This window comes from Pseudoduganella sp. R-34 (genome assembly GCF_049904655.1).
In the GTDB taxonomy this organism is placed as follows: Bacteria; Pseudomonadota; Gammaproteobacteria; order Burkholderiales; family Burkholderiaceae_D; genus Rugamonas.
Map to the genome: position 1 here is coordinate 1,195,004 of NZ_CP184572.1, position 24,510 is coordinate 1,219,513.

The window sequence follows — 24,510 nt, forward strand, 5'->3', positions numbered from 1 at the left end:
GCGCGGCGGGGCTTCCGTCAAGCGCTGAGCAGCGCTTCCAGCTTGTCAAAGGACCCGCTCCATCCCTGCGTCATGCTGGCACGGTGTTCAAGGAAGGCTGCCAATTCTGCCGCCGTGGCTTTGCCTTCCACTTCCCACGTCACGGTAACCCTGGTGCGCTCAGGGGTTTCGGCAGCAAATTGCACCGTGGTGCGCATGGTTTCCGGCCATACCGGCGCCATCGGGTGGCGTGCGATCTTCTCGTTCTCGTCGCAGAATTGCTGGGTGTAGACCAGCAGGTCGGGGCGGCGGATTTCCTCATAACGGGCGCGGCCATACATGGTGATGGCCGCATTGCTCATGCAGTAAAGCGACTCGCCTCCGGTGCGGATATCGGCGCGCAGGAAGCGCATTTCCATGCCGGTTGGCGGAAGCCAGCGGGCCAGGTGTTCTGGCCTGGTCCACATGTCGAATACAGTCTCCAGTGGCGCTTCGAAGCTGCGATTGATGACGAACTTGTCTTCGTCCGCCAAGCGCTTGCCCAGGTATTCCGCCAGCCGGTCCCAGGTCGAATCGCCGTTGGCGTGCCTGATGAACTGGCGGGTCTGGGCGGCCGCTTCCGCATCGGCCAGGGCCATGGTCATGTCCATGCGGGTCCTGCCATCGACCTCGGCGAACAGCACCGTGACGCGGAACAGCGGCGGCGTGTCGTCCGTGGCGCCGTGGTCGTAGACCAGCTTGTGCAGCGGCTCCACCACATGGTAGGTGGTCTTGTTCGGGAAATCGGTACCGTCCGGGCCGTGCATGGTGTAGCGCCATGTGCCGCCGACGCGCAAGTCCTTACTGTGCGTGGTCAGCGTAAAGCCGCGCGGCCCCCACCATTGCGCGACCTGGGCCGGATCGGTCCACGCATCCCATACCGCCTGCACCGGCGCGTCATAGGTGCGGATAATGCGAATCTCATTCGGGGCGCTGAATTCAGCCATTTTCGTCTCCTTTAGGTGGGTTTTTTGCGGTAACGGTTTTCAGGTAGGCATCGAGGCGGTCGAAACTCTCTTCCCAGAACACGCGGTATGGCTCCATCCAGTCGGCGGCATCCTTCAGGCCATCGCCATTGATTTTGCAAGAGCGCCACTGCGCCTTGCGCGTCTTGGTAATGAGGCCGGCTTTTTCCAGTACCTGCAAATGCTTGGTAATGGCGGGCAAGCTCATCTCGTCCAGGAAGGGCTGGGCCAGGTCGGAAACGTTGGCCTCACCCTGCGACAGCCGCGCCAGCATGGCACGCCGTGTCGGGTCTGCCAGGGCAGAAAAAGTTTGGCTGAGCGCGTCTTGCATCGAATTTCACCAATCATTTAATTAACCTATTGGTTTAATATAAGTCGGAGAACGGGCGCCGTCAAGAAAGAAAAACGCCGATCGCGAGGATCGGCGTTTTCAAGGAGCGTTCAGCTTACTTGCGAGGCTTGCGGCGCGAAACGGCGATTCCCGCCAAGCCCAGGGATAGCAGCAGCATCCTGGCTGGCTCTGGTACGTCATTCGGCGTCGTGGTGTTGGTGAAGGAGAAGCTCAGGTCGTTGAACTCGAACGGGGAAGCCAGTTGCCCTGGACGCGCGCATCATAACAACAACATTACCGTTTTCACTTGTAGTTACAAGCGGTCACGATTTGTTTTACTCGTGAAATTCGTTGCTTTACAGTTAATGTGCAAAGTTTTCCGACATCCCCACGCTCGCAGACCGGGGCGATCCGCGAGTGATGGGCGAATGCCGATTCACATCAGAAGTAGTAGTTGCCCGAAATGCCAACGTGGTTGGCTTTCACTTCAACTTTGTTGTAGCGGTTCTTGACTTCAAATTTCTCATTCACGTAACGCAGTTTGATGCTGATGTGCGGCGTGAACAGGTACTCCCCTTCCACCACAGCGCTCAGGGTGTTGTCGAACTTCACGTCCTCGATTTCGGCCGCGCCGCTGCCGCTCAGCTTGGCGCCAGTGACGTAGCGCAGGCCGGTGCCAATCTTCCATTGCGGGTCGATATGGTAGAAAGCCAGGGCTTCGATCGGGAAGCGGTTGAAGTGCAGGTCGCCGTTGCGCGCAGACTGGTTATCCACGTGGAAGTTGACGCTGGTTTGCGCCGAAAACTGCTCATTGATGCGGAAGTCCAGGCCGCCGGTGAAATATACGCCGGAGCCGGCACGGATGTTGGCGGTATCGCCGTTAGTGTACTCGGCAGTGGCCAGTTTGTCGCCGCCAGCGCTTGCGCCGAGGCCGACGAAGGGACGCACGGTTTGGGCCGGGGCAGCAGCGTCCTGGGCGTAGGAGGAGGAGGCGATTGCCAGTGCGGCGAGGGCGAATACAGCTTGTTTCATGCTAAAGATCTCTTGTTTTGAAAGTGTGGGAAAAGGCATTACCCAGGGGTACTAAGGTAGCTTGCCATCCGGCATATCGGTCATATTATTTGCCGGAAGGAAAGTAAGCGCGAGATAGTATCATGTTGATACCTTTGGAAAATGCGCTAATTCTCACAAAGTCAAAAGGCGGGCGCACAAAACGAAAACGCCGACCACTCGGGTCGGCGTTTTCACTTTTTATTCTTGGTGGCCCGGGGCGGAATCGAACCACCGACACAAGGATTTTCAGTCCTCTGCTCTACCAACTGAGCTACCAGGCCAAGAGGCAGCATTATAGCAGGGAATCCTTGGTTTGCAATAGCCTTTTTCCATTGAGGGAAAGCTATAATGCGCGGATGAACAAGCCCACGCATCACCATGTGCAGACTGCGGTCTGCATCGTCGGCAATGGCGCCATAGCCAAGACGGCAGCCCTTGCGTTTGCCCAGTCAGGATTGAGCGTAACTGTGCTTGGCCCCCCCCCGGCGCCGATGCGCCCGGACGAGGCGAGCTGGGACGTCCGCGTGTTCGCCCTCAACCATACTGCCCACCGCCTGCTCGATTCGCTGAAAGTATGGGGAGCGATGGATCAGTCGCGCATCGCCCCGGTCGACGCCATGCTGGTCAATGGCGACGGCAGCAAGGCCGGCGCGCTGAACTTCGATGCCTACGGCGCCCACACCGGCACCCTGTGCTGGATTGTGGAAGACCGCAACTTGAACCAGGCCCTGGATGCAGCGCTGCGTTTCGCGCAGAATGTGCATTTCGTGCAAGGCAAGGCCGTCGCGCTGAAGCACGACGAGCAGGACGCCGTGATCACCCTGGACGATGGTTCCCACCTTGGCGCTTCGCTGGTGGTTGGCGCCGACGGCGCACAGTCCTGGGTGCGCGGCCAGTGCGATATCGGCCTGGATTACCGGCCTTATAACCAGAGCGGCGTGGTGTCCAACTTTGCCTGCGAACTGCCGCATCACGGTGTCGCGCACCAGTGGTTCACCGGCGAGCAGGGTATTGTCGCCTTGCTGCCGCTGCCGGGCAGGCAGGTCTCGCTGGTGTGGTCGGCGCCCGACATGCTGGCCGATTCCCTGTGCCGCGAAGGTGCTACAGCGCTGGCCGAAAGGCTGGCTGCTTTTGCGCAGGAAAAGCTGGGCAAATTGACCCCGCTGCAGCCGGAAGTCGTCAAGGCCTTCCCTTTGCGCTTGATGCGCCCCCATGCGATGGTGGCGCCGCGCGTGGCCCTGGTGGGGGATGCCGCCCACGTGGTGCACCCGCTGGCCGGGCATGGCATGAACCTGGGCTTCGGCGACGTGCAGGAACTGGTCAAGGCCGTGGCGGAGCGGGAAGAACATCGCTCCATCGGCGATGACCGCGTGCTGGCGCGTTATGCCCGCGCACGCAAGGAAGAAGTGAGCCTGATGCTGGCCACCACGGATGGCCTGGAGCGCCTGTTCGGCACCGATCTCGAACCGGTGCGCGCAGTGCGCAATTTCGGGCTAAACTTGCTGGATAAATTGCCGGGCGTAAAGCGCCGGCTGATTTCACATGCCCTCGGAAAGCTGTAAAGCGGAGAACTTAATGAATAAGAGTAAGCTGGTATTGGCATTGGCTTCGGTCATGCTGATGTCCTGTGCGGATGCGCAGAACGCAAAAGAAGAAGCGCAACTGCGCAAAGCCCTGGCCGAGCGCCTGAACGGCGTCAAGATCGACTCCGTCAAGAAGTCTCCGATCCCTGGGATGTACGAAGTCGCCATCGGCAATGAGGTGCGCTACGCGGACCCGAGCGGCCGCTACCTGGTGGAAGGGCATATCCTTGACCTGCAGACCCGGACCGACCTGACCCAGGCCCGCATCGATGACCTGAACAAGATCAAGTTCGACGACCTGCCGTTCGAACTGGCGCTGAAGACCGTCAAGGGCAACGGCAAGCGCGTGATGGCGATCTTCGAAGACCCGAACTGCGGCTATTGCAAGCGCTTCCGCCAGACGACGCTGGCCAATATGGACAATGTGACCGTCTACACCTTCCTGTACAACATCCTGTCGCCGGATTCGTTTGCCAAATCGCAGAACATCTGGTGCTCGGCCGACCGCAACAAGGCATGGGATGACTGGATGTTGAACGGCAAGGCCGCGCCGGTTGCGCCGAACGGCTGCACCGCGCCGAACGACAAGGTACTGGCCCTGGGCCAGAAAATGAGCATCAATGGCACGCCTGCGATCTTCTTCGCCGACGGCAGCCGCATTGCAGGAGCAGTTGACCAGCGTACGCTGGAAGCAAAGTTCGCCACCATCAAGTAAAAATGCGGGCTCGGGTCCGGCAACCGGACCCGAGCCCGGAGATACCTTAACTAGGGAGCTGGCATGGTCACATTGAACATCAACGGGCGCGACGTACAAGTCGACGCCGACCCTTCTACGCCTATCCTGTGGGCCTTGCGCGACAACCTCAATATGACCGGCACCAAGTTCGGCTGCGGCATGGCGATGTGCGGTGCGTGCACAGTGCATCTGGAAGGCCAGGCAATCCGCTCCTGCGTGACGCCGATTTCGGCGGCGGTGGGCCAGAAGATCACCACCATTGAAGCCATGTCTGCCGACAAGGTGGGCAAGGCGGTGCAGGATGCCTGGGTCAAGCACGATGTACCGCAATGTGGCTACTGCCAGAGCGGCCAGGTGATGAGCGCAACGGCCCTGCTGCGCACCAACAAGGCGCCGACTGACAGCGATATCGACAATGCCATGTCGGGCAATATCTGCCGCTGTGGCACCTATCAACGGATCCGCGCCGCCATCAAGGACGCCGCGAAATCCATCGCTTAAGGGAGGCGGCCATGCGCAAAGAATGGTTCATGGCAGCTCAAGCGGACGGTGCGGCTCCTGAAGGGGTGTCGCGCCGTACTTTCCTCAAGGCCGGCAGTGGCCTGATCCTCGGCTTCTACGTGGCCAGCAACGGCGGGCGTTTCGCCCGGGCGCTGGCCGCCGACGCGCCGGCCAAGCCGCCGGTGGCGCCCAATGCCTTCCTGCATATCGCACCGGATAATACCGTCAGCATCCTGGTCAACCGGCTCGAATTCGGCCAGGGCGTGCATACGGCGCTGCCGATGCTGATCGCCGAGGAGCTGGATGCGGACTGGTCGCAGGTGCGCTCTTCGCTGGCGCCAGCCGGCGACCCCTATAAAGACCCCAACTTCGGCATCCAGATGACGGGCGGTTCCACCGCCGTCAAGCATTCCTGGCAGCAGCACCGTGAAATCGGCGCCCGTGCGCGCGCCATGCTGGTTGCCGCGGCGGCCGAGCAGTGGAAAGTGCCAGTTTCGCAGGTACGCGCGTCGAAAGGCTTGCTGACCGGACCATCCGGCCAGAGCGCGACGTATGGCGCGATGGCCGATGCGGCGATGAAGCAGCCGGTGCCGACCGAAGTCAAGCTGAAAGACCAGAAGGACTTCACCATCATCGGCAAGCCGACGCCGCGCCTGGATGCGCGCGCGAAGTCGACCGGCACGCAGCAATTTGGCATGGACTTCAAGCCGGAAGGCACCAAGGTTGTGGTGGTGGCGCGTCCGCCTGTCTTTGGGGGCAAGGTGAAGAAGTTCGATGCGGCCAAGGCCAAGGCCATTCCGGGCGTGATCGACGTGATCAAGGTCGATACCGACCGTGGCGGCAGCGGCCTGGCCGTGGTGGCGAATGGCTACTGGCCGGCCAGGCAGGGGCGCGAGGCCCTGGTGGTCGAATGGGATACCGAGGGCCTGGAAAAAGTCAGCAGCAAGAAGCAGCTGGCCGAGTACAAGGCCCTGGCGAAGAAGGCCGGAATGCCGGTGAAGAAGGCCGATATTGCGGCCATCGCCAAGGCGCCGAAAAAGATCAGCGCGACCTATGAATTCCCTTACCTGGCGCACGCGCCGATGGAGCCTTTGAACTGCGTGGTCGACCTGAAGGGCGACTCCTGCACCATCTGGGCTGGCAGCCAGTTCCAGACGCTGGACGCGGTGGCAGCGGCCAAGGCGGCCGGCCTGACGCCGGACAAGGTCACGTTGAACACCATGATGGCCGGCGGCGGTTTCGGCCGCCGCGCGGTGCCGACTTCCGACTACATCGTGGAAGCCGTGAACGTGGCCAAGGCTTGGGGCAAGGGTCCGGTCAAGCTGATCTGGAGCCGCGAGGACGATATCAAGGGCGGCTACTACCGTCCTTCGCATGTGCACCAAGCCGATATCGGCTTCGACGCCAAGGGCAATATCGTGGGCTGGAATCATGTGATCGTTGGCCAGTCCATCATTACCGGCACGCCGTTCGAGCCGATGATGGTCAAGGACGGCGTGGACGCGACGATGGTCGAGGGCATGGGCGATCCGTACTCGGTGCCGATGAACCTGAGCGTGCATAACGTGAAGGCCAATGTGCCGGTGCTGTGGTGGCGCTCCGTGGGCTCGACCCACACCGCCTTCGTGATGGAGACACTGATCGACGAAGCGGCGCATGTCGCCAAAATGGACCCGGTGGAGTACCGCCGCAAGCTGATCGATCCCAAGCATGCGCGCCAGCTGGCGGCGCTGAACCTGGCGGTCGAGAAGTCGGGCTACGGCAAGACCAAATTGCCGAAAGGCCAGGCCTGGGGCGTGGCGCTGCATGAATCGTTCGAAACCTCGGTGGCCTACGTCGTGGTGGCTTCCATCAGGAATGGCCAGCCCAAGGTGCACAAGGTGACCGCAGGCGTGCATTGCAACCTGCCGGTGAACCCGATGACCATCGAAGCGCAGGTGCAGGGCGCTGCGCTGATGGGACTGGGCACCACCTTGCCTGGCGCGGCGATCACGCTGAAGGATGGCGTGGTCGAGCAGTCGAATTTCAGCGACTACACGGTGGCGCGCATGACGGACATGCCGGCGGTGGAAGTGTTCACCGTCGCATCGACCGACAATCCTACCGGCATGGGCGAACCGGGCTTGCCGCCGCTGGCGCCGGCGCTGGCCAACGCAGTGTTCAAGCTGACCGGCAAACGCGTACGCAAGCTGCCGTTAGACCTGGCCAAGGCGTAAGGCAGGCATAGCACGTGGCCGCTTCCGCCCCCGCCCGCGCGTCCGCCGCTGTTGCGGACGCAGGCGCCGTTGCAGGCATCTTGCTGGCTGCAGGCCGCGGTAGCCGTTTTGATCCGACCGGCGAGCGCTATAAGCTGCTGCAGGCGCTGCCGAATGGCGAGCCGGTCGTCGTGGCCAGTGCCCGCGCCTTGCAGGCCGCGGTGCCGCGCGTAATAGCGGTAGTTCGCGCGGAAGACGCGGCCACGGCCAATCTTTTACGCGGCCTTGGCTGCGAAGTTGCCGTTTGCGAAAACGCGGGCGAGGGCATGGCCGCCTCGCTGGCATGCGGCGTGCGGCGCGCGCAGGACGCCGGGGGCTGGCTGATTGCGCTGGCCGACATGCCTTATGTGCAGCCGGCCACGATGGCGGCGCTGGCGGATGCCGTGACAACCGCAACGACGATCGCAGCGCCGGTGCACGATGGCCAACGCGGCAACCCGGTTGCCTTCGGCCGCGTCCACCTGCATGCCTTGCTGGCGCTGGCCGGAGACCAGGGCGCCCGCAGCATCTTGAAGAACAACCCGGTTAACGAACTAATGGTGGACGATCCCGGCATCTTGCAGGACATCGACACGCCATCCGACATCCAATGAAAAACAAAAAAATCAGCTACACCATCGCCGCCAAAGACCCGGCAACCCATATGTTCCAGGTCACGATGACCATTGAAGCGCCGGCGGCGGAAGGCCAGGTCCTGGTGCTGCCAGCTTGGATCCCCGGCAGCTACATGATCCGCGAATTCTCGCGCAACATCGTGCAGATCCGCGCCGAGGCAGGCGGCCAGCCGGTCGAACTGTCGAAGCTGGACAAGCACTCGTGGCAAGCCGAGCCCTGCAAGGGCAAGCTTACCGTGCATTACGAAGTCTATGCCTGGGACCTTTCGGTGCGCGCCGCCCACCTTGACCAAACGCACGGCTTCTTCAACGGCACCAGCGTGTTCCTGCGCGCCCTTGGTCAGGAAGGCGAGCCGCACGTGGTCGACATCCAGCGGCCTGCCCATGAAGCAGCGTCCAAATGGCGGGTTGCCACCGCATTGAAGGAATTGAAAGCCAGGCGCTACGGCTTTGGCACTTACGTCGCGCAGGACTACGACGAATTGATCGACAGCCCGGTGGAAATGGGCACGTTCGAGATGGCCAGCTTCAAGGCGCTGGGCGTGCAGCACGACGTGGTGTTCACCGGACGCGTGCCAAACCTCGACATTGCCCGCGTTTGCGCCGACCTGAAGCAGATCTGCGAGACGCAGATCGCCTTCTTCGAGCCACGCACGAAGAAGGCGCCGATGGACCGCTACGTGTTCATGACGATGGTGGTGGGCGACGGCTACGGCGGCCTGGAACACCGCGCCTCCACGGCGCTGTTCTGCTCCCGTGCCGACTTGCCCACCACAGCGCAGAAAGGCAAGGAGCCGAGCGAAGGCTATATGAAGTTCCTGGGCCTGTGCAGCCACGAATACTTCCACACCTGGAACGTCAAGCGCATCAAGCCGGCGGTGTTTGCTCCTTACGATTACCAGGCAGAGAACTACACTCCGCTGCTCTGGCTGTTCGAAGGGTTTACCAGCTACTACGACGACCTGTTGCTGGTGCGTGCCGGCCTGCTGTCGGAAGAAGGCTACTTCAAGATGCTGGGCAAGACTGTCGGCGCCGTGCTGCGCGGCAGCGGCCGCACCAAGCAAAGCGTGGCCGATTCCAGCTTCGACGCCTGGGGCAAGTACTACCGCCAGGACGAGAACTCGCCGAATGCCATCGTCAGCTACTACGCCAAGGGCTCGCTGATCGGCCTGGGCCTGGACCTGACCATTCGTGCCAAGACTAATGGCAAGCGCTCGCTGGACGACATCATGCGCGCGCTGTGGCAGAAGTTCGGCCGGGATTTCTACAACGGCAAGCCGCGCGGCGTGACGCCGGAAGAAGTGGAAGCGCTGTTCGACAACGTGGCTGGCTTCAAGCTGAAGACTTTCTTCGACAAATACATCCGCGGCACCGAAGACGTGCCGCTGGCCAAGCTGCTGCCTCAATTCGGCGTGGGCTACAAGGACGAACGCAAGGCGTCCAAGCCTGGCCTGGACGTCAACCTCGGCCGCGAGGGCGCCGACTGCAAGCTGAGTGCCGTGCATGATGGCGGCGCCGCGCAGAAGGCCGGCCTGTCGGCCAACGACCTGCTGGTGGCCATCGACGGCCTGCGCGTCAGCGGAAACCCGTCCAACGTGGATGGCCTGCTGTCGCGCTACAAGGTCGGCGAAACCGTGCAGGTGCATGCCTTCCGCCGCGACGAGCTGATGGCCTTCGACGTGGTGCTGCAAGGCGATCGCGTGCCGGGCATCACCATCGCCGTGGAGCAGCAGAAAACCAGCCTGCGCCGCCCGACCGCCTGATGGCGCCGTGAAGTTCGCGCTGGATCCGTTCACCATCCTGTTCACCACCACGCTGGCCTGCGCGTGCTGGCGGTAGGCATGGTATTCCATGCTTGCGAGCTTCCGGCGCGAGGTCGCCGGCGTTGGGCACTGGGCCTGCGGGCTGCTTTGCATGGTTGGCGCAGGTGGGCTGTTCCTGTCGCGCGGCATGCTGCCCGACGAAGCGGTACTGCCTGCGGCCAATACCTTCCTGATGTGGGGCATCGGCTTGTCGATGGTGGGGACGCGGCGCTTTTTCGGCGAGCCGCCGGGATGGACGATATTCCACGCGGCGTGGCGGCCATGTTAATCAGCGGCCAGGCGGCGGACCCAGTCGCAATTGCAGGAATGTTAACAGCCGGGATTTCCAAATTGCACAATCAGCATCAGTATTGCCAGCCAGCAAACTTTGGTTGAGTCCCTTGACAGCTTGTCATCGCGCGCCGACGCCGCCCTGTACCGCGCCAAGGCAAACGGGCGCAACCGTACTGAAATCGCGGCCCCTACACCTTTGGCGGCCTGACTGTCGCCACGTTGGCGGCTGTCGTTTTCATGCCGCACGGACTATTATTTTGCTCGCCGGTAATTTACCATCACTCATTACGAGTTTGGCTACGTTTAATTTATGACTTATCTACTGCACATCGTCGCGCGCGAAGTTCCCGCCAACGATGCGGAAGTTCTCCCATTCCTGGAACAGATTGCCGGTGCAACCATCAGTATTGCGCCATCCCAGCAGTTGAAGAGTTTTCGCGACGCCATCCTGAAGCTGTTCCCCTGCCTGACCAGCTATGGCGCCGGGGACAAGGCCGTTGAGAACTGCCCTTGGGCGGATGGCCCGCTGGCAGACAATTTCAAAGGCGGTTATGGCAGCGTGGCGATCTCGCGCCGCCATGACGAAGTGATTCCTCACGTGCTGCGTATCGCCAGCGACCTGGGCGTGACCGTGGTGGACGAGCAAAACGGTGCGGTGCACCGCCCGCAGGCTTACCAGGTCGTGCTGGAAGGTCCGCTGGAGGGCGTGGAAGTCGAAACCGCCGCGACCCAGCTTGCGGAGTTGATGAACCAGCCGCTCCCGCAGATGGTGCTGCTGCTGCATTCGCGCCGCCGCACCCTGGTCAAGAAGGGCCTCACCCGCGCACAGGCCGAAGTCTATGTGACTGCCTTGCGCGAGCGCGCCAGCTGCCGTGCCACGGTTTCGGCGGAGCCGCGCAAGGCCGCGGTCAAGTCCGTTCACAAGGCCCCGGGTCACGTTGCCTCGAGGGCGCCAAGTCCACCCCCGGCGCGCGTGGCGCAAGTGCCTCAGGCGACCAGCTTCGACCAGCCGGAAATCGTCGGCATCGAGCCTGACGAGCAAATGTTCCAGGCCGCCGAATCCCAGCGCATGGCCGCTGCATCGCTGGTTGGCAGCATGGTCCTGCTTGTGCTGGTCATGGTCCTGCGCATCAAGTCGCCGTTCATGATGTCGTTCGCGCTGGCGATGAGCGCGCTGGGCGCCATTGCGGTGGTCCGGCTTGCCCAGGCGATCGGTTCCGGCCTGCTTCGCACCCTGGTGTTTGCGATGCTGGCATTCGTGCCGGGCCCGGGCACCCTGATGGTCGCGTGGACGTATTTCCGCGCTGCGGGCGTCTTGAAAGAGAACGGCCTTACTACCCGCAACTCCTTGCTGGATGCGGACGAGGTGCGCGAGCTGGGCGGCCGTGACGGCATGCTGCCTTCCACCAAATTACTGCTCGCGCTGCTGGTTCTTGCAGCAGTCGGGGGCTACGCCTTCATCAACCAGATTCTTTGAGATCGCGGTGGCTGGCCAGCGTTACGCGGCCAGCCGTTCCTGCGTTCGCAGCGCATGAGTTACCAGATTCAACTGGCGTCGGTCGCCACCCCGGAAGCGGACCTGGACGTTTTTCCCTTCATGAACAGGTTGCGGCAAGAAAGCGGCGAGCAGCCGCCATCCGCCTTGTTGAAGCGCTTTCACGACAAGCTGACAGCCCTTTTTCCGGATACGCCCTGGTCGGATTGTCATTTCGCCGGTGATGCCGGCCGCTTGACCGTGGACTACCGCAAGCAGGAAGTGGTTCCACATGTGCTTTACCTTGCCGGCGAATTGGGCCTGACCGTGGTGGACAACCAGTCTGGCGCAGTGCATCGTCCCCCGACTTACCAGGTAGTGCTGGAAGGCCCCGCGCCGGGCGTGGCGCTGGGCGAAGCTGCCAATCGCCTTGCCGCCCTGATGCAAAAGCCGGTAACGGAAATGCTGGCGCTGTTGTCCGGAGGACGGCGCAAGATCGTCAAAAAAGGGGTACTGCGAGCCCAGGCCCAATACTATGTGCTTGCGCTGAAGGAGCGCGCCGGCTGCCACGCGACGATGGCGCTTGAGCATGACCGCGTGGTGCATCTGGAACCCCCGCCGCCAAGCCCGCCCCCGGCGCGGCCTGCCGCTGCAGGGAAAGCTGCGGCGGCGTCGGGCGTATCCCTGGAGCCGGTCGACGTCAAATCGACCATGCCGCCGCGATCGCGCCGCGAACAGGAATCGGAACCGGAAACCTGTTCATTGGGCGGCGCCGACCCGCGCCTCTTCATGCTGGCCGATGGCCTGCGCCTGACGGTGTACGCGACCGTGCTATACCTTGTCACCGGATACTTTTTCCGCGACCTGGCCGGTTGGCCGAAGCTCTTGCTGGCGCTGGGCCTTACCGCCCTGGCAATGGCTGCCGTCTACCGCCTGGCCAAGGGAGCAGGGTCGAATATCGTGATGCGGATCCTGGCGATGGTCCTGATCATCATCCCGCTCGCCAATATCCTCGTGCTGCTGCTGATGATACGGCGCGGTAAAGTGGCCTTGCGTGAAAATGAAATCGGGGCCGGCTGGTTTGGCGCCGCCTACGACGACATGGTCCGCTTGCGCGGCGGAGACAGCGGCTTGCTGCCGTCGACCATGACCGGCCTGCTCGCCGCTTTGGGCGTGGCTGGCTTGATCGGCTTCGGGAAGCAGGCGGCTGAAAAATATATCGACGCGGTGCTTGGCAGCCATCCGCAGCCTTGCGCTATCGTCGGCATTTGGGAGTCCAGCAAACTCGGCCCGAATGGCAGGGTGGTGATGCGGGATGACGGCAACTATTCCGTCCTGCCGCTGCAAGGCCAGGAGGACAAGGTCAAGCAGGAGCAGGGCGAATGGGCTGTGCGCAATCGCAGTTTTGTTTGGCAGGTGCCACTGGCGGACAAGCCCTGGATGAAGGTTGAGCACATCGAGACCTTCAAGCTCAGTCTCGATGGCCAGACCCTTACCATTTTCGAGCCACGGTCGATGGGCTTGTTTACTGAATGGCGCCGCGCGGGCGCCATGAAATCGCAGCGTTGCGGCTTTAATTGAACAGCTTGCGCAGCTCGGCCCCCGGATCGGGCGCGCGCATGAAGGCTTCGCCGACCAGGAAGGCGTGCACGTTGTGTTCGCGCATGCGCTGCACGTCGGCTGGCGTCATGATGCCGGATTCGGTGATGACCATGCGTTCTTGCGGAATACGCGACAGCAGGTCGAGCGTGGTGTCCAGCGTCACGTCGAAGGTGCGCAGGTTGCGGTTGTTGATGCCGATCAGACGGCTCTTGAGGTCCAGCGCCGCGGCCAGCTCGTCGCCATCGTGCGATTCGATCAGAACGTCCATGCCCAATTCGTGGGCGCAGGCTTCCATTTCCGCCATCAGGCCGTGGTCCAGCGCGGACACGATCAGCAGGATGCAATCGGCGCCCATGGCACGCGCTTCATAGATTTGGTACATGTCGACCATGAAGTCCTTGCGCAGGACGGGGATGTCGCAGGCAGCGCGCGCCTGTTTCAGGTATTCGTTCGAGCCCTGGAAGAAATGCACGTCGGTCAGTACCGATAGGCAGGTCGCGCCGGCACCGGCGTAGCTGCCGGCGATTTCGGCTGGACGGAAGTCGGGGCGCAGCACGCCTTTCGACGGCGAGGCTTTCTTCACCTCGGCGATCACGCCGGCCTGGCCGGCTTCGATCTTGCTGCGCAGGCTGGCTTCAAAGCCGCGCAGGCCGGCGCGCAGTTCCTTGTCGCCTTCGACTTCGTCGCGCAGGGATTGCAGGTTGCGGTGCTTCTTGGCCGCCGCTACTTCGTCGGCCTTCACGGCCAGGATTTTGTTCAGGATGTCGGACATGATGATTCTTTAATGTTGTTCGGCCAGGCCCAGGCGCGCGCCAAGCGCGATGAACAGGCTGCCGGTCGCGCGGTTCAGACACAGCGCCACCAGTGGTTTGACCTTCAGCCGCGCGCTGGCGAAGGCGGTGAAGATGGCAAGGCTGTTACACCACAGCATGCTGTTGAAATTGAAGATGCAGCCCAGGACCAGGAAGGCCAGCGGTTTGTTGGCCGCGCCCGCGTCGATAAACTGCGGCACGAATGCCAGGAAGAACAACGCGACTTTCGGGTTCAGGACATTGGTCAGGAAGCCTTGCGCGAAGATTTTGCGGTAGGGCAGATTCGCCTGCGGCGCAAACCGGCACACCGGTGTCTGACCCAATGGGTCAGACACCGGTGTGCCGGTTTTATCGGCCTTAAGCCGCGCCCGCAGCATGCAAATGCCGCACCAGACGATATACGCCGCGCCCACCCATTTGACAACGGTGAAGGCGGTGGCGGAGGTAGCCAGCAGGGCCGACAGGCCAAGCGCTGCCGCGCCGATGTGCAGCATGGTGCCCGCGCCGACCCCCAGCGCCGCAGCGCAACCGGCACGCCAGCCCTGGGTAGCGCTGCGCGCCATGATCAGCAGCGAATCCGGCCCCGGCATGATGTTCAGCAGCAGACCGGAGATCACAAACAGCGTCAGGTCATGGATGCCGAACATCGCTTAACCCTCCCGGCCGAGTTCCTGCGTGACGCGAACGAACTGTTCCAGCTTGGCCACCGCGGCGCCGGACGACACAGCCGTTCGTGCCCGCGCCAGCCCGTCCTCGATGGACGAGGCTACGCCGGCCGCATACAAGGCGGTGCCAGCATTCAGCGCCACGATATCCGACGCAGGCCCCGGTTCGCCGTGCAGGGCTTCCATCACGCGCGCCTTCGATTCGGTGGCATCCGCCACCTTGAGGTTGCGCGAAGCGATCATCGACAGGCCGAAATCTTCAGGATGGATTTCATACTCGCGGATTTCGCCGTTGACCAGTTCACCCACCATGGTGCCTGCGCCCAGCGACACTTCATCCATATTGTCGCGGCCATAGACGACCACCGCATGCTGCGCGCCCAAACGCTGCAGCACGCGCACCTGGATACCCACCAGGTCCGGGTGGAACACGCCCATCAGGATGTTCGGGGCGCCGGCTGGATTGGTCAGCGGGCCAAGGATATTGAAGATGGAGCGCACGCCCAGTTCGCGGCGCACCGGCGCCACATGCTTCATCGCAGCGTGGTGATTTGGCGCGAACATGAAGCCGATGCCGGTCTGCGCGATCGACTGCGCGATCTGTTCCGGCTTCAGGTTGATGTTCGCGCCCAGCGATTCGATCAGGTCGGCGCTGCCCGAGGAGGACGACACGGAGCGTCCGCCATGCTTGGCCACGCGCGCACCGGCGGCAGCGGCGACAAACATCGAAGCGGAAGAAATATTGAACGTGTGCGCGCCATCGCCGCCGGTGCCGACGATATCCACCAGGTTGGTGGTATCGGCCATCGGGACCTTGGTCGAGAACTCGCGCATGACCTGTGCCGCAGCGGTGATCTCGCCGATGGTTTCCTTCTTGACGCGCAAGCCCATGGTCAGGGCAGCCACCATGACTGGCGACATTTCGCCCGACATGATCTGGCGGAACAGGTACAGCATCTCGTCGTGGAAAATCTCACGGTGTTCGATGCAGCGAACCAGTGCTTCTTGATGCGTGATAGGCATGATGCTTCCTTCTCTTATTTGCGATCGAGGAAATTCTTCAGCAAGGCGTGGCCGTGCTCGGACAGGATGGACTCGGGGTGGAACTGCACGCCCTCGATGTCGTATTCCTTGTGCCGCACGCCCATGATTTCGCCGTCGTCGGTCCAGGCTGTGACTTCCAGGCAGGAAGGCAGCGAGGATCGCTCGATTGCCAAAGAGTGGTAGCGGATTACCGTGAACGGGCTGGATAAGCCCTGGAACACGCCCACACCCGTATGCGCGATAAGAGAAGTTTTGCCATGCATGACTTGCTTGGCGCGGATAACTTTGCCGCCAAAGGCTTCGCCGATGGCCTGGTGTCCCAGGCAAACGCCCAGGATAGGTTTCTTGCCCGCGAAGTGCTTCAGCACTTCCAGCGAAATGCCCGCCTGGGACGGGTCTTTCGGACCCGGCGAGATGCAGATGCGGTCGGGATTCAATGCTTCGATTTCGGCGATGGTGATTTCGTCGTTGCGGTGCACGCGCACGTCTTCGCCCAGCTCGCCGAAATACTGCACGATGTTGTAGGTGAAGGAGTCGTAGTTGTCGATCATCAGCAGCATGTCAGAACTCCCCATCCAGGCCATCTTGCACTTGCTCGGCCGCGCGCAGCACGGCGCGCGCCTTGTTTTCAGTTTCCTGCCATTCCATTTCCGGTATCGAGTCGGCGACGATGCCGGCGGCGGCCTGCACATACAGCATGCCGTCCTTGATCACGCCGGTGCGGATCGCAATCGCCACGTCCATTTCGCCGCCGAAGGACAGGTAGCCGCAGGCGCCGCCGTAGATGCCGCGCTTGCAGATTTCCAGTTCGTCGATGATTTCCATCGCACGCACTTTCGGCGCACCGGTCAGGGTGCCGGCAGGGAAGGTGGCGCGCAGCACGTCCAGGTTGGACATGCCTTTCTTCAGCTTGCCCTCCACGTTGGAAACGATGTGCTGCACGTGCGAGTACTTCTCGATCACCATCTTGTCGGTCAGCTTCACGCTGCCGGTTTCGGAGATGCGGCCCAGGTCATTGCGGGCCAGGTCGATCAGCATCACGTGTTCCGCCACTTCCTTCGGATCGTTCAGCAGCTCTTCGGCCAGCGCCGCATCGCGTTCGGGCGTATTGCCGCGCGGGCGTGTACCGGCGATCGGGCGCAGCGTGACTTTCTTTTCGCCGTCAGCCAGGGTTTCGTTGCGTACCAGGATTTCCGGCGATGCACCAACGATCTGCATGTCGCCGAAATTGTAGAAGTACATGTACGGCGACGGGTTCAGCGAACGCAGCGAGCGGTACAGCGTGAGTGGCGAATCCACATATGGCTTGCGGATGCGCTGGCCGATCTGCACCTGCATCAAGTCGCCCGCCAGGATATATTCGTGTGCCTTGGCGACGGCCTTCAGGTAATCCTCCTTGGCGAAGTCGCGGATGGTCTCGGTGCGTACCGACGGCGTGGTTACCGGCGCATCGACACCGCGCCGCAGCAGGGCGCGCAGGTCTTTGAGGCGCTGGCGCGCCTTGGCGAAGGCTTCCGGCTGCTGCGGATCGGCGTAGACGATCAGGTACAACTTGCCGGACAGGTTGTCGATGACGGCCAGTTCCTCGGTCACCATCAACTGGATTTCCGGCAGGCCCAGGTCGTCCTTCGGCTGCGTCCTGGCCAGGGTCTTTTCAATATGGCGCACGGTGTCGTAGCCGAAGTAGCCGGCCAGGCCGCCGCAGAAGCGCGGCATGCCGGGACGCACGGCTACTTTGAAGCGCGCCTGGTATTGCTCGATGAATTCGAGGGGATTGCCCTCGTGGGTCTCGATCACCTGGCCGTTCTTGACGATCTCGGTCAGCTTGCCGGTGCTGCGCAGCAGGGTATTGGCAGGCAGTCCGATGAAGGAGTAGCGGCCGAAACGCTCGCCGCCCACCACCGACTCCAGCAGGAAGGTGTTCTTGCCGTAGTTCTGGGTCTGGGCCAGCTTGAGGTACAGGGTGAGCGGAGTTTCCAGGTCGGCGAAAGCTTCCGCGATCAAAGGAATACGGTTGTAGCCTTCCGCGGCCAGGGATTTGAATTCGAGTTCGGTCATGTTTCTCTCCATTCCGCCATGGATGTGGTGGTGGCGGTTCGGTTACAAAAAACCTGCCGGAGCAGTGACACGCACGTGCGCCGACAGCAATCGGGACTAAGTCAGGATTGCCAGCGTCGCCACAGCCAGGCCTCAATCGAGCCCCGGTGGGTTACATTGTGTCTTTTGTTGAGAAACATTTTGGTCAGATAGCGTCGTTTTGCGTGCTAATCAAGGCAGCTGCATGAAGCAGCGTGTCAACTATACCATCGGAATCTGTTTCGTGTATACCCACGCCGTGGTTATATCCATATGGCACAGTCAGCACAGGACAGCCGGCCGCGCGGGCTGCTTCGGCGTCGTTCGAGGAGTCGCCAATTGCCACCACCTGCGCCGGCGGCAAGTCGAAAAATTCGCAGGCCTTCAGCAAGGGCAGGGGGTGGGGTTTCTTCTTTTCGAAGGAATCGCCGCCAAACAGCACTTCGAAGTAGCCGTCCAGGCCCTTCAGCGCAAGCAGCGGCTTGGCGAATGCCACCGGCTTATTGGTCACGCAGGCCAGGCGCAGTCCGTCCGCACGCATGCGCTCCAGGCCCGACACCACGTCGGCATATACTTCGCTGTGCCGGCCATTGATGACCAGGTAGTGGCGCTGGTAGGCTTCCATCGCGGCCGGGAAGTGCTGCTCGACGCCGGCATCGTCGTGGTCCAGTGCGAGCACGCGCCGCACCAGGTTTTCCGACCCTTTGCCGACCATCAGTTCAATCTGCGCGACTGTAATTGGCGCCAGCCCCAGTTCTTCGCGCATCAGGTTGATGGCCACTTCGAAGTCCGGCATCGTGTCGAGCATCGTGCCGTCGAGGTCAATGATGGCGGCCCTTACGCCGCGCAGGACCGCCGCCATTCTTACAGCGAAGCCAGTTGGCCGCGCATCGCGTCAATCACGGCCTTGTAGTCAGGCTGGCCGAAGATCGCGGAACCAGCCACGAAGGTGTCGGCGCCGGCTTCTGCCGCGGCCTTGATGTTGTCGATCTTGATGCCGCCGTCGACTTCCAGCATGATGTCGCGGCCGGATTCGTCGATGCGGCGGCGCGCTTCGGCGATCTTCTTCAGCGCCTGCGGGATGAAGGACTGGCCGCCGAAGCCCGGGTTCACCGACATGATCAGGATCATGTCGATCTTGTCCATCACGTGATCCAGGTAGCTCAGTGGGGTGGCAGGATTGAACACCAGGCCAGCCTTGCAGCCGTTGTCGCGGATCAGTTGCAGCGAACGGTCGATGTGGTCGGACGCTTCCGGATGGAAGGTGATGATGTTGGCGCCAGCCTTGGCGAAATCAGGAATGATGCGGTCGACCGGCTTGACCATCAGGTGCACGTCGATCGGTACTTGCACGTGCGGGCGGATCGCCTGGCAGACCAGCGGGCCGACGGTGAGGTTAGGCACGTAGTGGTTGTCCATGACGTCGAAGTGGATGATGTCGGCGCCAGCGGCAACTACGTTGCGAACCTCTTCACCCAGGCGGGCGAAGTCGGCGGACAGGATGCTCGGAGCGATACGGAAAGTGGTCATGGCTGGTCGGCTGAGAAAAAAGATGCGTTATTTTACGCTGCTGTGCGGACGCTGTCCGATTGCTTGGACTAGAATTGCCCAATTGTTATGAAGGAAACCCTTATGGCCCAGTATGAGTTTGCGGTCGAGGTACGCACGCAGTACCTGCCGGAACAGTCCAATCCGGACCGCACCAATTTCGTGTTCACTTACACGATCACCATCAAGAACACCGGCACCGTGCCGGCCCAGCTGATCTCCCGTCACTGGGTGATCACCGATGCGAACAACCATATTGAAGAAGTACGCGGCCTGGGCGTCGTCGGCCACCAGCCATTGCTGGCGCCGGGCGAGGTGTTCGAGTACACCAGCGGCACGCAGCTGCGCACGCCGCAGGGCTCCATGTATGGGGAATATTTCTGCGTGGCTGAAGACGGCCACCAGTTTGAAACCAAGATTCCTGAATTCGTGCTGTCCTTGCCGCGAACCCTGCACTAGTTACTTCTCGCCGTCCTTCTTCTTTTTGTTGGCCGGCAGCGTCCACCAGACGATGAATACCAGAAGGAAGAGCGCCACCAGCGCTTCAAGCATCAGATAAATCATAGACAACACCTCATGTTTTTGACACGCCGTAGTTTACCCGTTTGCGCCACCGCCGTCGCGTTAGTGCTGGCCGGTTGCGTCACTCCACCACCGCCGCCTGCCAAACCGTCGCAGCCTGCCCCTGTCACGCCGACTGCGCCTGCCACGCCGGCCCAGCCGCCGGTCCAACCCACCGTGCCGGCCGCACCGCCCCCGCCTGCCAAAGCGGAATTCATTCCCGCCCGCTTCTCCGACTTGCCGGGCTGGGATCGTGACGACCTGCGCGCTGCATGGCCGGCCTTCATGCTGTCCTGCTCCAAGCTGGCAAGCGGAGCAGACTGGAAGGAACCCTGCGCGATCGCCAAGACCGTGGACGCCAATAGCCAGGCTGCCATCCGCCTGTTCTTTGAATCCTTCTTCGACCCGCACCAAGTGGTCGCGCCGGATGGCAGCAATACCGGCCTGATTACCGGCTATTACGAACCGCTGCTGCGCGGCGCCCGCAAGAAGGGCGGCCCTTACCAGACACCGTTGTACAAGGTGCCGGACGATATGGTCATCATCGATGTCGGCTCGGTCTATCCCGAACTGGCGGGCAAGCGTGTACGCGGCCGCCTGAAAGGCAAGCGCGTCGTGCCCTATCCGGCGCGAGAAGAAATCAGCCGTACGGGCTTGCCGGGCAACGAGCTGCTGTGGGTGGACGATTCGGTCGAGGCCTTCTTCCTGGAAGTGCAGGGTTCCGGCCGTGTGCAACTGCCTGACGGCGATACCGTGCGCGTTGCCTATGCCGACCAGAATGGCCGGCCGTACCAGTCGATCGGCAAATGGCTGGTGCAGAAGGGTGAGCTGACCGCTGAACAAGCCACTGCGCAAGGCATCAAGGCCTGGATCGACGGCCACCCGACGCGCCAGCAGGAGCTGTTCAATGCCAATCCAAGCTACGTCTTCTTCAAGGAAGAAAAGCTGCCCGACCCGAAGGTCGGCCCGAAAGGGATGCTGAACGTGCCGCTGACGCCGCAGCGTTCCGTGGCGATCGACCGCAGCCAGCTTCCGCTGGGAGCCCCGGTCTACCTGAATACCACGCTGCCTGGCGACGATGAGCTGCCGCTGCAAAGGCTGATGCTGGCGCAGGATACCGGCGGCGCCATCAAGGGCGCCATCCGTCTTGACCTGTTCTTCGGCTTTGGTTCGGAAGCTGCCGATTTCGCCGGCCGCATGAAACAGCGCGGCAGTATCTGGGTGCTGTTGCCCAAGCTCGCCCGCTAACGCTTGCCCTGCGCATCGGGCACATTCAGCGCGCGCATGATCTTGCCGATATCGGCAGCATACATGCGCGCGCTTGCCTGGTAGGGAGAGCGGCAGGGAACGGGCAGCGTAGCGCCGTCCTTCAAACCCAGCACCACTTCATGCCGCGCGGCGCATGCCTGCGAGATGGCCGGCAAGGCCTGCATGCCGCCAAACAGCGGCTTTCTCTCGACCTGCACCACTTCCACATCCTGGCGCAAGGTCGTGCACGAAGGCAGGGTATCGACCAGGATGCTGGTGCTGGTGGGCGTCATGCTGCGCTTGCCTTTGCAGTCTTCGCGCACCAGCTTGGTCAGCGCCCGCAGCATCATCGCGTCGGTCTGGCGCTGCGTCGGCGCCACCGGCTTGGCCAACCCTGTCTGATCGAGCACGCGCGACCATTCGTCGCGCATTGCGCCGGAGCCATCCAGCACTGCCGGGAGCACCATTGCCTTGCAGGCCTGGCTTCCGCATTCCATTGCCTGGGCCAGGTCCGGCTTGGCGCCATTGCGAAGCTGGCGGTAAAAGTCGTCGATGCGCGCGACGGCGTCACCCTTGCCCTGGCGTGCCGCCAAGGCGTAAACAAAGGCCGGCAGGCCACATTCGTACTCCAGGCGCGTGCCGCCGATCTCCGCGGGGGAGATAGCATGCCAGCGGCGGTCGTCGGCGATCAGCATGCAGGCGGCCAGGGCATCATCCAGTTCGTTCGCGGCTTCCTGTGGCGTCAACCAGCCTTCGTGCACGGACACCAGCCAGCGCAGGAATTCGCCGATACCCTCGTTGATCAGGCGCGAATCGTCGTAGATGTCCACGGCGTCGCGGATCTGGAAGCGGTGGCTCATTTCATGCGCCACCAGCTTGTTGGCAAGGCGGGATACCTCCGGCGATGGCTCGGCAGGCCAGTTGAACAGCGCCAGATGGAGCATGTCGCCGGCGCTTCCGCCAATATTCGGTCCGCCCGGCTCCTTCGCCATGGTGGCAGCAATGATCGGGCGCCTGAACCGTGCTCCCGGCATGCGGTTGTTCAGCCACTTCGCAGTGCGGTCGGCCCGCTCGCGCAATTGCGCCACGGTGGCGGGCGGCAGCGCCGGATCGTAGTAGTCGAGGCTCGTGTCTGCCGCCGGCAAGCGGGCCGGGAACAGCAGTGCCGGCGCATCGGCGTGGGCAGTTGCGCTTCCTTCGTGCCGCGCCAAACCTGTCAGTATGCTGCCGGGCGCAGCAAAGCGGTAAATCACCGCTCCACAGGCCTCGGTGACAGCATAGTTCGACATATGCGCGTAGATACCTTCGCCGGTAGGGAAGGAACCGGGATATCCCTCGACCTTGTTGGTCGTGGCAGGGACGCGGAAGGCGAGCGCCTTGCAATTGTTGGCGCCGCGCGCCAGTGCGTCACCGCCAGCTTTGCCGCACTCACCGACAGCTTGCCAGTGCGAGCGTATCTCGGCAGCGCCGGCGCCGGTCTTCAGGAACGGCAGTTGCGTGCAGGCGGCGGGCAGCTCGTAGCTGACTTCCAATGCGTCGGGAGCCGCCAGGCGGACAGTGACGTGTACGTTTTCGGCAGCGGCGCCAGACATCGCCAGTGCCAGCCCTGCCAGTAAGCCGAGGTGCTTCATTCTGACCCTTGATCAAGTTGCGAATTCGATAAATATTACCAAATTCGCAATAAGATCAGGGGTCAGCGTAGAACGAGCACCGGCAAATTCGTATGTGCGAGAACCTTCTGGGTTTCGCTTCCAAGGAATAGTTTATTCAGGCCCTTGCGGCCATGGGACGCCATCAGGATGATGTCGCAATGCCGCTCTTCCGCGGTCTTGACGATGACCTCGTAGGGGTTGATTGCCTCGCCCAGCACGGCATCGCACTCGATGCCGGCTGCGGTGGCTGCCGCAAGCACCTTATCCAGGCCAGCCTGGACATTGCTCCGTACTTCGCGGTCAAAGACGCCGGGGTCTGGCAGCACGGCCGCATCGGCCAAGGGTACGAAGGGGAGGGGCTGGACCACGGAGACCGCAGTGATGCGCGCGCCATGGATCTTTGCGAATTCGATCGCAGTCTGGGTGGCCCGTTCCGAAAGTTGCGAGCCGTCGGTGGGCAGCAAAATCGATTTGAACATGGCAGTTCTCCTGACAAATTCTCCAGTCCAGTGTAGGTCTACCCCGGATTCATCGGCGCGCGCTTCGTGCACAACAGCTACAATTGCCCGATAGCTAACCGACTGGAGGAGAATAAATGGAATACCAGGACCTGCTCGTAGAAGTTCACGACAAAGTGGCGCTGATCCGCCTGAACCGTCCCAAGGCCCTCAACGCCCTGAACGACAATATGATGAATGAGCTGGGCGAGGCTTTTGCCAAGTTCGAAAAAGACCCCGCAATCCACGTGATCGTGCTGACCGGCAGCGAAAAGGCCTTTGCCGCCGGCGCGGACATCGCTGCGATGAAGGATTACACCTACCAGGACACCCACCGCGACAACTATATTGGGCGCAACTGGGAGCACATCCTGAAAGTGCGCAAGCCGGTGATCGGCGCCGTGGCCGGTTTCGCGCTGGGTGGCGGTTGCGAACTGGCCATGATGTGCGATTTCCTGGTTGCAGCTGACACCGCCAAGTTCGGCCAGCCTGAAATCAAGGTCGGCGTTACGCCGGGCGCCGGCGGCACCCAGCGCCTGCCGCGCACCATTGGCAAGGCGAAAGCGATGGATATGCTGCTGACCACCCGCATGATCGATGCGGCCGAAGCGGAGCGCATTGGCCTGGTCTCGCGCGTAGTCCCGGCCGACAAGCTGATCGAATCCGTGCTGGAAATCGCCCAAGGCATCGCCCAGATGCCGGTTTCTGTCGCCATGCAAATCAAGGACTGCGTGAACCGCGCCTTTGAGACCACGTTGTCGGAAGGCGTGAATTACGAGCGCCGCCTGTTCCACGCAGGCTTCGGCACGCCGGCCCAGCGCGAAGGCATGTATGCCTTCCTCGAAAAGCGCTTGCCAAACTTCGAGGGGCTTTGATATAGTTCGGTCCCTCGCAACGCAGCGTACTTAACGCAACGAAGCGAGAGAAGAAAAAGAGGGGTTGACGAGTTGCACGCTGTACCGCATAATCTCGCTTCTCTGCTGCTGACAAACACAACGCTTTGTCAACGATAAGGCAGCGATCTTTAAAAATCAACAGTCGATAAGTGTGGGCGTTTGACGATATGCCCGAGCCTTCGGGCTCGATGCTCAAAATATACGTTATAACGCTCGCACAAAATTAAACGTAAATCTCTTTATGAGATTTCGTCAGTATTTTGAGTGAGTGACCTGCCGCAGA

General features: G+C 61.9%; 25 protein-coding genes and 1 tRNA gene. 12 read left to right on the forward strand and 14 right to left on the reverse strand.

The annotated features are described in order from the left end of the window. Positions 1–17: 17 nt before the first annotated feature. The 5 genes from ACN9MW_RS05540 to ACN9MW_RS05560 all read right to left on the reverse strand — a co-directional run bounded on the left by ACN9MW_RS05540 (position 18) and on the right by ACN9MW_RS05560 (position 2,648). On the reverse strand, positions 18–965 hold the full coding sequence (locus tag ACN9MW_RS05540) for an SRPBCC family protein (RefSeq protein ID WP_426168404.1): 948 nt from the start codon (positions 963–965) through the stop codon (positions 18–20). Beyond that, positions 958–1,314 carry an ArsR/SmtB family transcription factor gene (locus ACN9MW_RS05545; RefSeq protein ID WP_426168406.1) on the reverse strand — a complete coding sequence of 119 codons (357 nt, stop codon included), beginning with the start codon at positions 1,312–1,314 and terminating at the stop codon, positions 958–960. The genes ACN9MW_RS05540 and ACN9MW_RS05545 overlap by 8 nt, the downstream gene beginning before the upstream one ends. Positions 1,315–1,429: 115 nt before the next feature. After that, positions 1,430–1,492, reverse strand: a complete 63-nt coding sequence (locus ACN9MW_RS05550) for a hypothetical protein (RefSeq protein ID WP_426172116.1) — start codon at positions 1,490–1,492, stop codon at positions 1,430–1,432. Positions 1,493–1,755: 263 nt separating this feature from the next. After that, positions 1,756–2,346 carry an outer membrane beta-barrel protein gene (locus tag ACN9MW_RS05555; RefSeq protein WP_426168409.1) on the reverse strand — a complete coding sequence of 197 codons (591 nt, stop codon included), beginning with the start codon at positions 2,344–2,346 and terminating at the stop codon, positions 1,756–1,758. 226 nt (positions 2,347–2,572) lie between these two features. Beyond that, positions 2,573–2,648, reverse strand: a tRNA-Phe gene (locus ACN9MW_RS05560). A 75-nt stretch (positions 2,649–2,723) separates the two neighbouring features. Here ACN9MW_RS05560 and ACN9MW_RS05565 point away from each other — a divergent pair. From ACN9MW_RS05565 to ACN9MW_RS05605, 9 genes are all read left to right on the forward strand, one after another. Then, positions 2,724–3,929 carry a UbiH/UbiF family hydroxylase gene (locus ACN9MW_RS05565; RefSeq protein ID WP_426168412.1) on the forward strand — a complete coding sequence of 402 codons (1,206 nt, stop codon included), beginning with the start codon at positions 2,724–2,726 and terminating at the stop codon, positions 3,927–3,929. 13 nt (positions 3,930–3,942) lie between these two features. Beyond that, the gene (locus ACN9MW_RS05570) at positions 3,943–4,665 is read left to right on the forward strand and encodes a DsbC family protein (protein ID WP_426168415.1); all 723 of its coding nucleotides are present in this window, start codon (positions 3,943–3,945) and stop codon (positions 4,663–4,665) included. A 63-nt stretch (positions 4,666–4,728) separates the two neighbouring features. Then, on the forward strand, positions 4,729–5,187 hold the full coding sequence (locus tag ACN9MW_RS05575; protein WP_426168417.1) for a (2Fe-2S)-binding protein: 459 nt from the start codon (positions 4,729–4,731) through the stop codon (positions 5,185–5,187). 11 nt (positions 5,188–5,198) lie between these two features. Continuing rightward, positions 5,199–7,403, forward strand: coding sequence for a xanthine dehydrogenase family protein molybdopterin-binding subunit (locus ACN9MW_RS05580; protein WP_426168419.1), 2,205 nt, complete (start codon positions 5,199–5,201; stop codon positions 7,401–7,403). A gap of 14 nt (positions 7,404–7,417) precedes the next feature. Further along, positions 7,418–8,035, forward strand: coding sequence for a nucleotidyltransferase family protein (locus tag ACN9MW_RS05585; protein ID WP_426168421.1), 618 nt, complete (start codon positions 7,418–7,420; stop codon positions 8,033–8,035). Beyond that, positions 8,032–9,819: a M61 family metallopeptidase gene (locus tag ACN9MW_RS05590; protein ID WP_426168423.1), complete on the forward strand. Its 1,788-nt coding sequence runs from the start codon at positions 8,032–8,034 to the stop codon at positions 9,817–9,819. The genes ACN9MW_RS05585 and ACN9MW_RS05590 overlap by 4 nt, the downstream gene beginning before the upstream one ends. Before the next feature lie 88 nt (positions 9,820–9,907). Continuing rightward, the gene (locus ACN9MW_RS05595) at positions 9,908–10,147 is read left to right on the forward strand and encodes a hypothetical protein (RefSeq protein WP_426168426.1); all 240 of its coding nucleotides are present in this window, start codon (positions 9,908–9,910) and stop codon (positions 10,145–10,147) included. Between the two features lie 315 nt (positions 10,148–10,462). After that, positions 10,463–11,629, forward strand: a complete 1,167-nt coding sequence (locus ACN9MW_RS05600) for a hypothetical protein (protein ID WP_426168429.1) — start codon at positions 10,463–10,465, stop codon at positions 11,627–11,629. A 54-nt stretch (positions 11,630–11,683) separates the two neighbouring features. Continuing rightward, entirely contained in the window at positions 11,684–13,207 is a 1,524-nt protein-coding gene (locus ACN9MW_RS05605) for a hypothetical protein (RefSeq protein ID WP_426168431.1), read from the forward strand. On the opposite strand, the gene trpC is transcribed toward ACN9MW_RS05605, so the two are convergent. The 7 genes from trpC to rpe form a co-directional block, all read right to left on the reverse strand. Then, complete coding sequence (gene trpC / locus ACN9MW_RS05610; RefSeq protein ID WP_426168433.1) at positions 13,200–14,000, reverse strand: indole-3-glycerol phosphate synthase TrpC; 801 nt, start codon at positions 13,998–14,000, stop codon at positions 13,200–13,202. The two genes, ACN9MW_RS05605 and trpC, sit on opposite strands and share 8 nt — an antisense overlap. Positions 14,001–14,009: 9 nt before the next feature. Then, positions 14,010–14,687, reverse strand: coding sequence for a LysE family translocator (locus ACN9MW_RS05615; protein ID WP_426168436.1), 678 nt, complete (start codon positions 14,685–14,687; stop codon positions 14,010–14,012). Positions 14,688–14,690: 3 nt separating this feature from the next. Further along, positions 14,691–15,728, reverse strand: coding sequence for an anthranilate phosphoribosyltransferase (gene trpD / locus ACN9MW_RS05620; protein WP_426168438.1), 1,038 nt, complete (start codon positions 15,726–15,728; stop codon positions 14,691–14,693). 14 nt (positions 15,729–15,742) lie between these two features. Next, positions 15,743–16,309 carry an anthranilate synthase component II gene (locus ACN9MW_RS05625; RefSeq protein ID WP_055938512.1) on the reverse strand — a complete coding sequence of 189 codons (567 nt, stop codon included), beginning with the start codon at positions 16,307–16,309 and terminating at the stop codon, positions 15,743–15,745. 1 nt (position 16,310) lies between these two features. Continuing rightward, the gene (gene trpE, locus ACN9MW_RS05630) at positions 16,311–17,807 is read right to left on the reverse strand and encodes an anthranilate synthase component I (protein ID WP_426168442.1); all 1,497 of its coding nucleotides are present in this window, start codon (positions 17,805–17,807) and stop codon (positions 16,311–16,313) included. Between the two features lie 184 nt (positions 17,808–17,991). Further along, entirely contained in the window at positions 17,992–18,687 is a 696-nt protein-coding gene (locus ACN9MW_RS05635; RefSeq protein WP_426168444.1) for a phosphoglycolate phosphatase, read from the reverse strand. Between the two features lie 2 nt (positions 18,688–18,689). Next, the gene (gene rpe / locus ACN9MW_RS05640) at positions 18,690–19,355 is read right to left on the reverse strand and encodes a ribulose-phosphate 3-epimerase (RefSeq protein WP_130315645.1); all 666 of its coding nucleotides are present in this window, start codon (positions 19,353–19,355) and stop codon (positions 18,690–18,692) included. Between the two features lie 102 nt (positions 19,356–19,457). Between rpe and apaG the strand changes: the two genes are divergently transcribed. Beyond that, positions 19,458–19,832, forward strand: a complete 375-nt coding sequence (gene apaG, locus ACN9MW_RS05645) for a Co2+/Mg2+ efflux protein ApaG (protein WP_342115459.1) — start codon at positions 19,458–19,460, stop codon at positions 19,830–19,832. A 117-nt stretch (positions 19,833–19,949) separates the two neighbouring features. Beyond that, positions 19,950–21,182 carry a murein transglycosylase A gene (gene mltA / locus ACN9MW_RS05650; protein ID WP_426168449.1) on the forward strand — a complete coding sequence of 411 codons (1,233 nt, stop codon included), beginning with the start codon at positions 19,950–19,952 and terminating at the stop codon, positions 21,180–21,182. Here mltA and ACN9MW_RS05655 read toward each other — a convergent pair. Both ACN9MW_RS05655 and ACN9MW_RS05660 read right to left on the reverse strand, forming a co-directional pair. Then, positions 21,179–22,813, reverse strand: a complete 1,635-nt coding sequence (locus ACN9MW_RS05655; protein ID WP_426168451.1) for a hypothetical protein — start codon at positions 22,811–22,813, stop codon at positions 21,179–21,181. The two genes, mltA and ACN9MW_RS05655, sit on opposite strands and share 4 nt — an antisense overlap. Positions 22,814–22,875: 62 nt before the next feature. Next, complete coding sequence (locus tag ACN9MW_RS05660; RefSeq protein WP_426168453.1) at positions 22,876–23,313, reverse strand: universal stress protein; 438 nt, start codon at positions 23,311–23,313, stop codon at positions 22,876–22,878. Positions 23,314–23,429: 116 nt separating this feature from the next. Between ACN9MW_RS05660 and ACN9MW_RS05665 the strand changes: the two genes are divergently transcribed. Continuing rightward, complete coding sequence (locus tag ACN9MW_RS05665; protein WP_426168456.1) at positions 23,430–24,206, forward strand: enoyl-CoA hydratase; 777 nt, start codon at positions 23,430–23,432, stop codon at positions 24,204–24,206. Positions 24,207–24,510 lie beyond the last annotated feature (304 nt).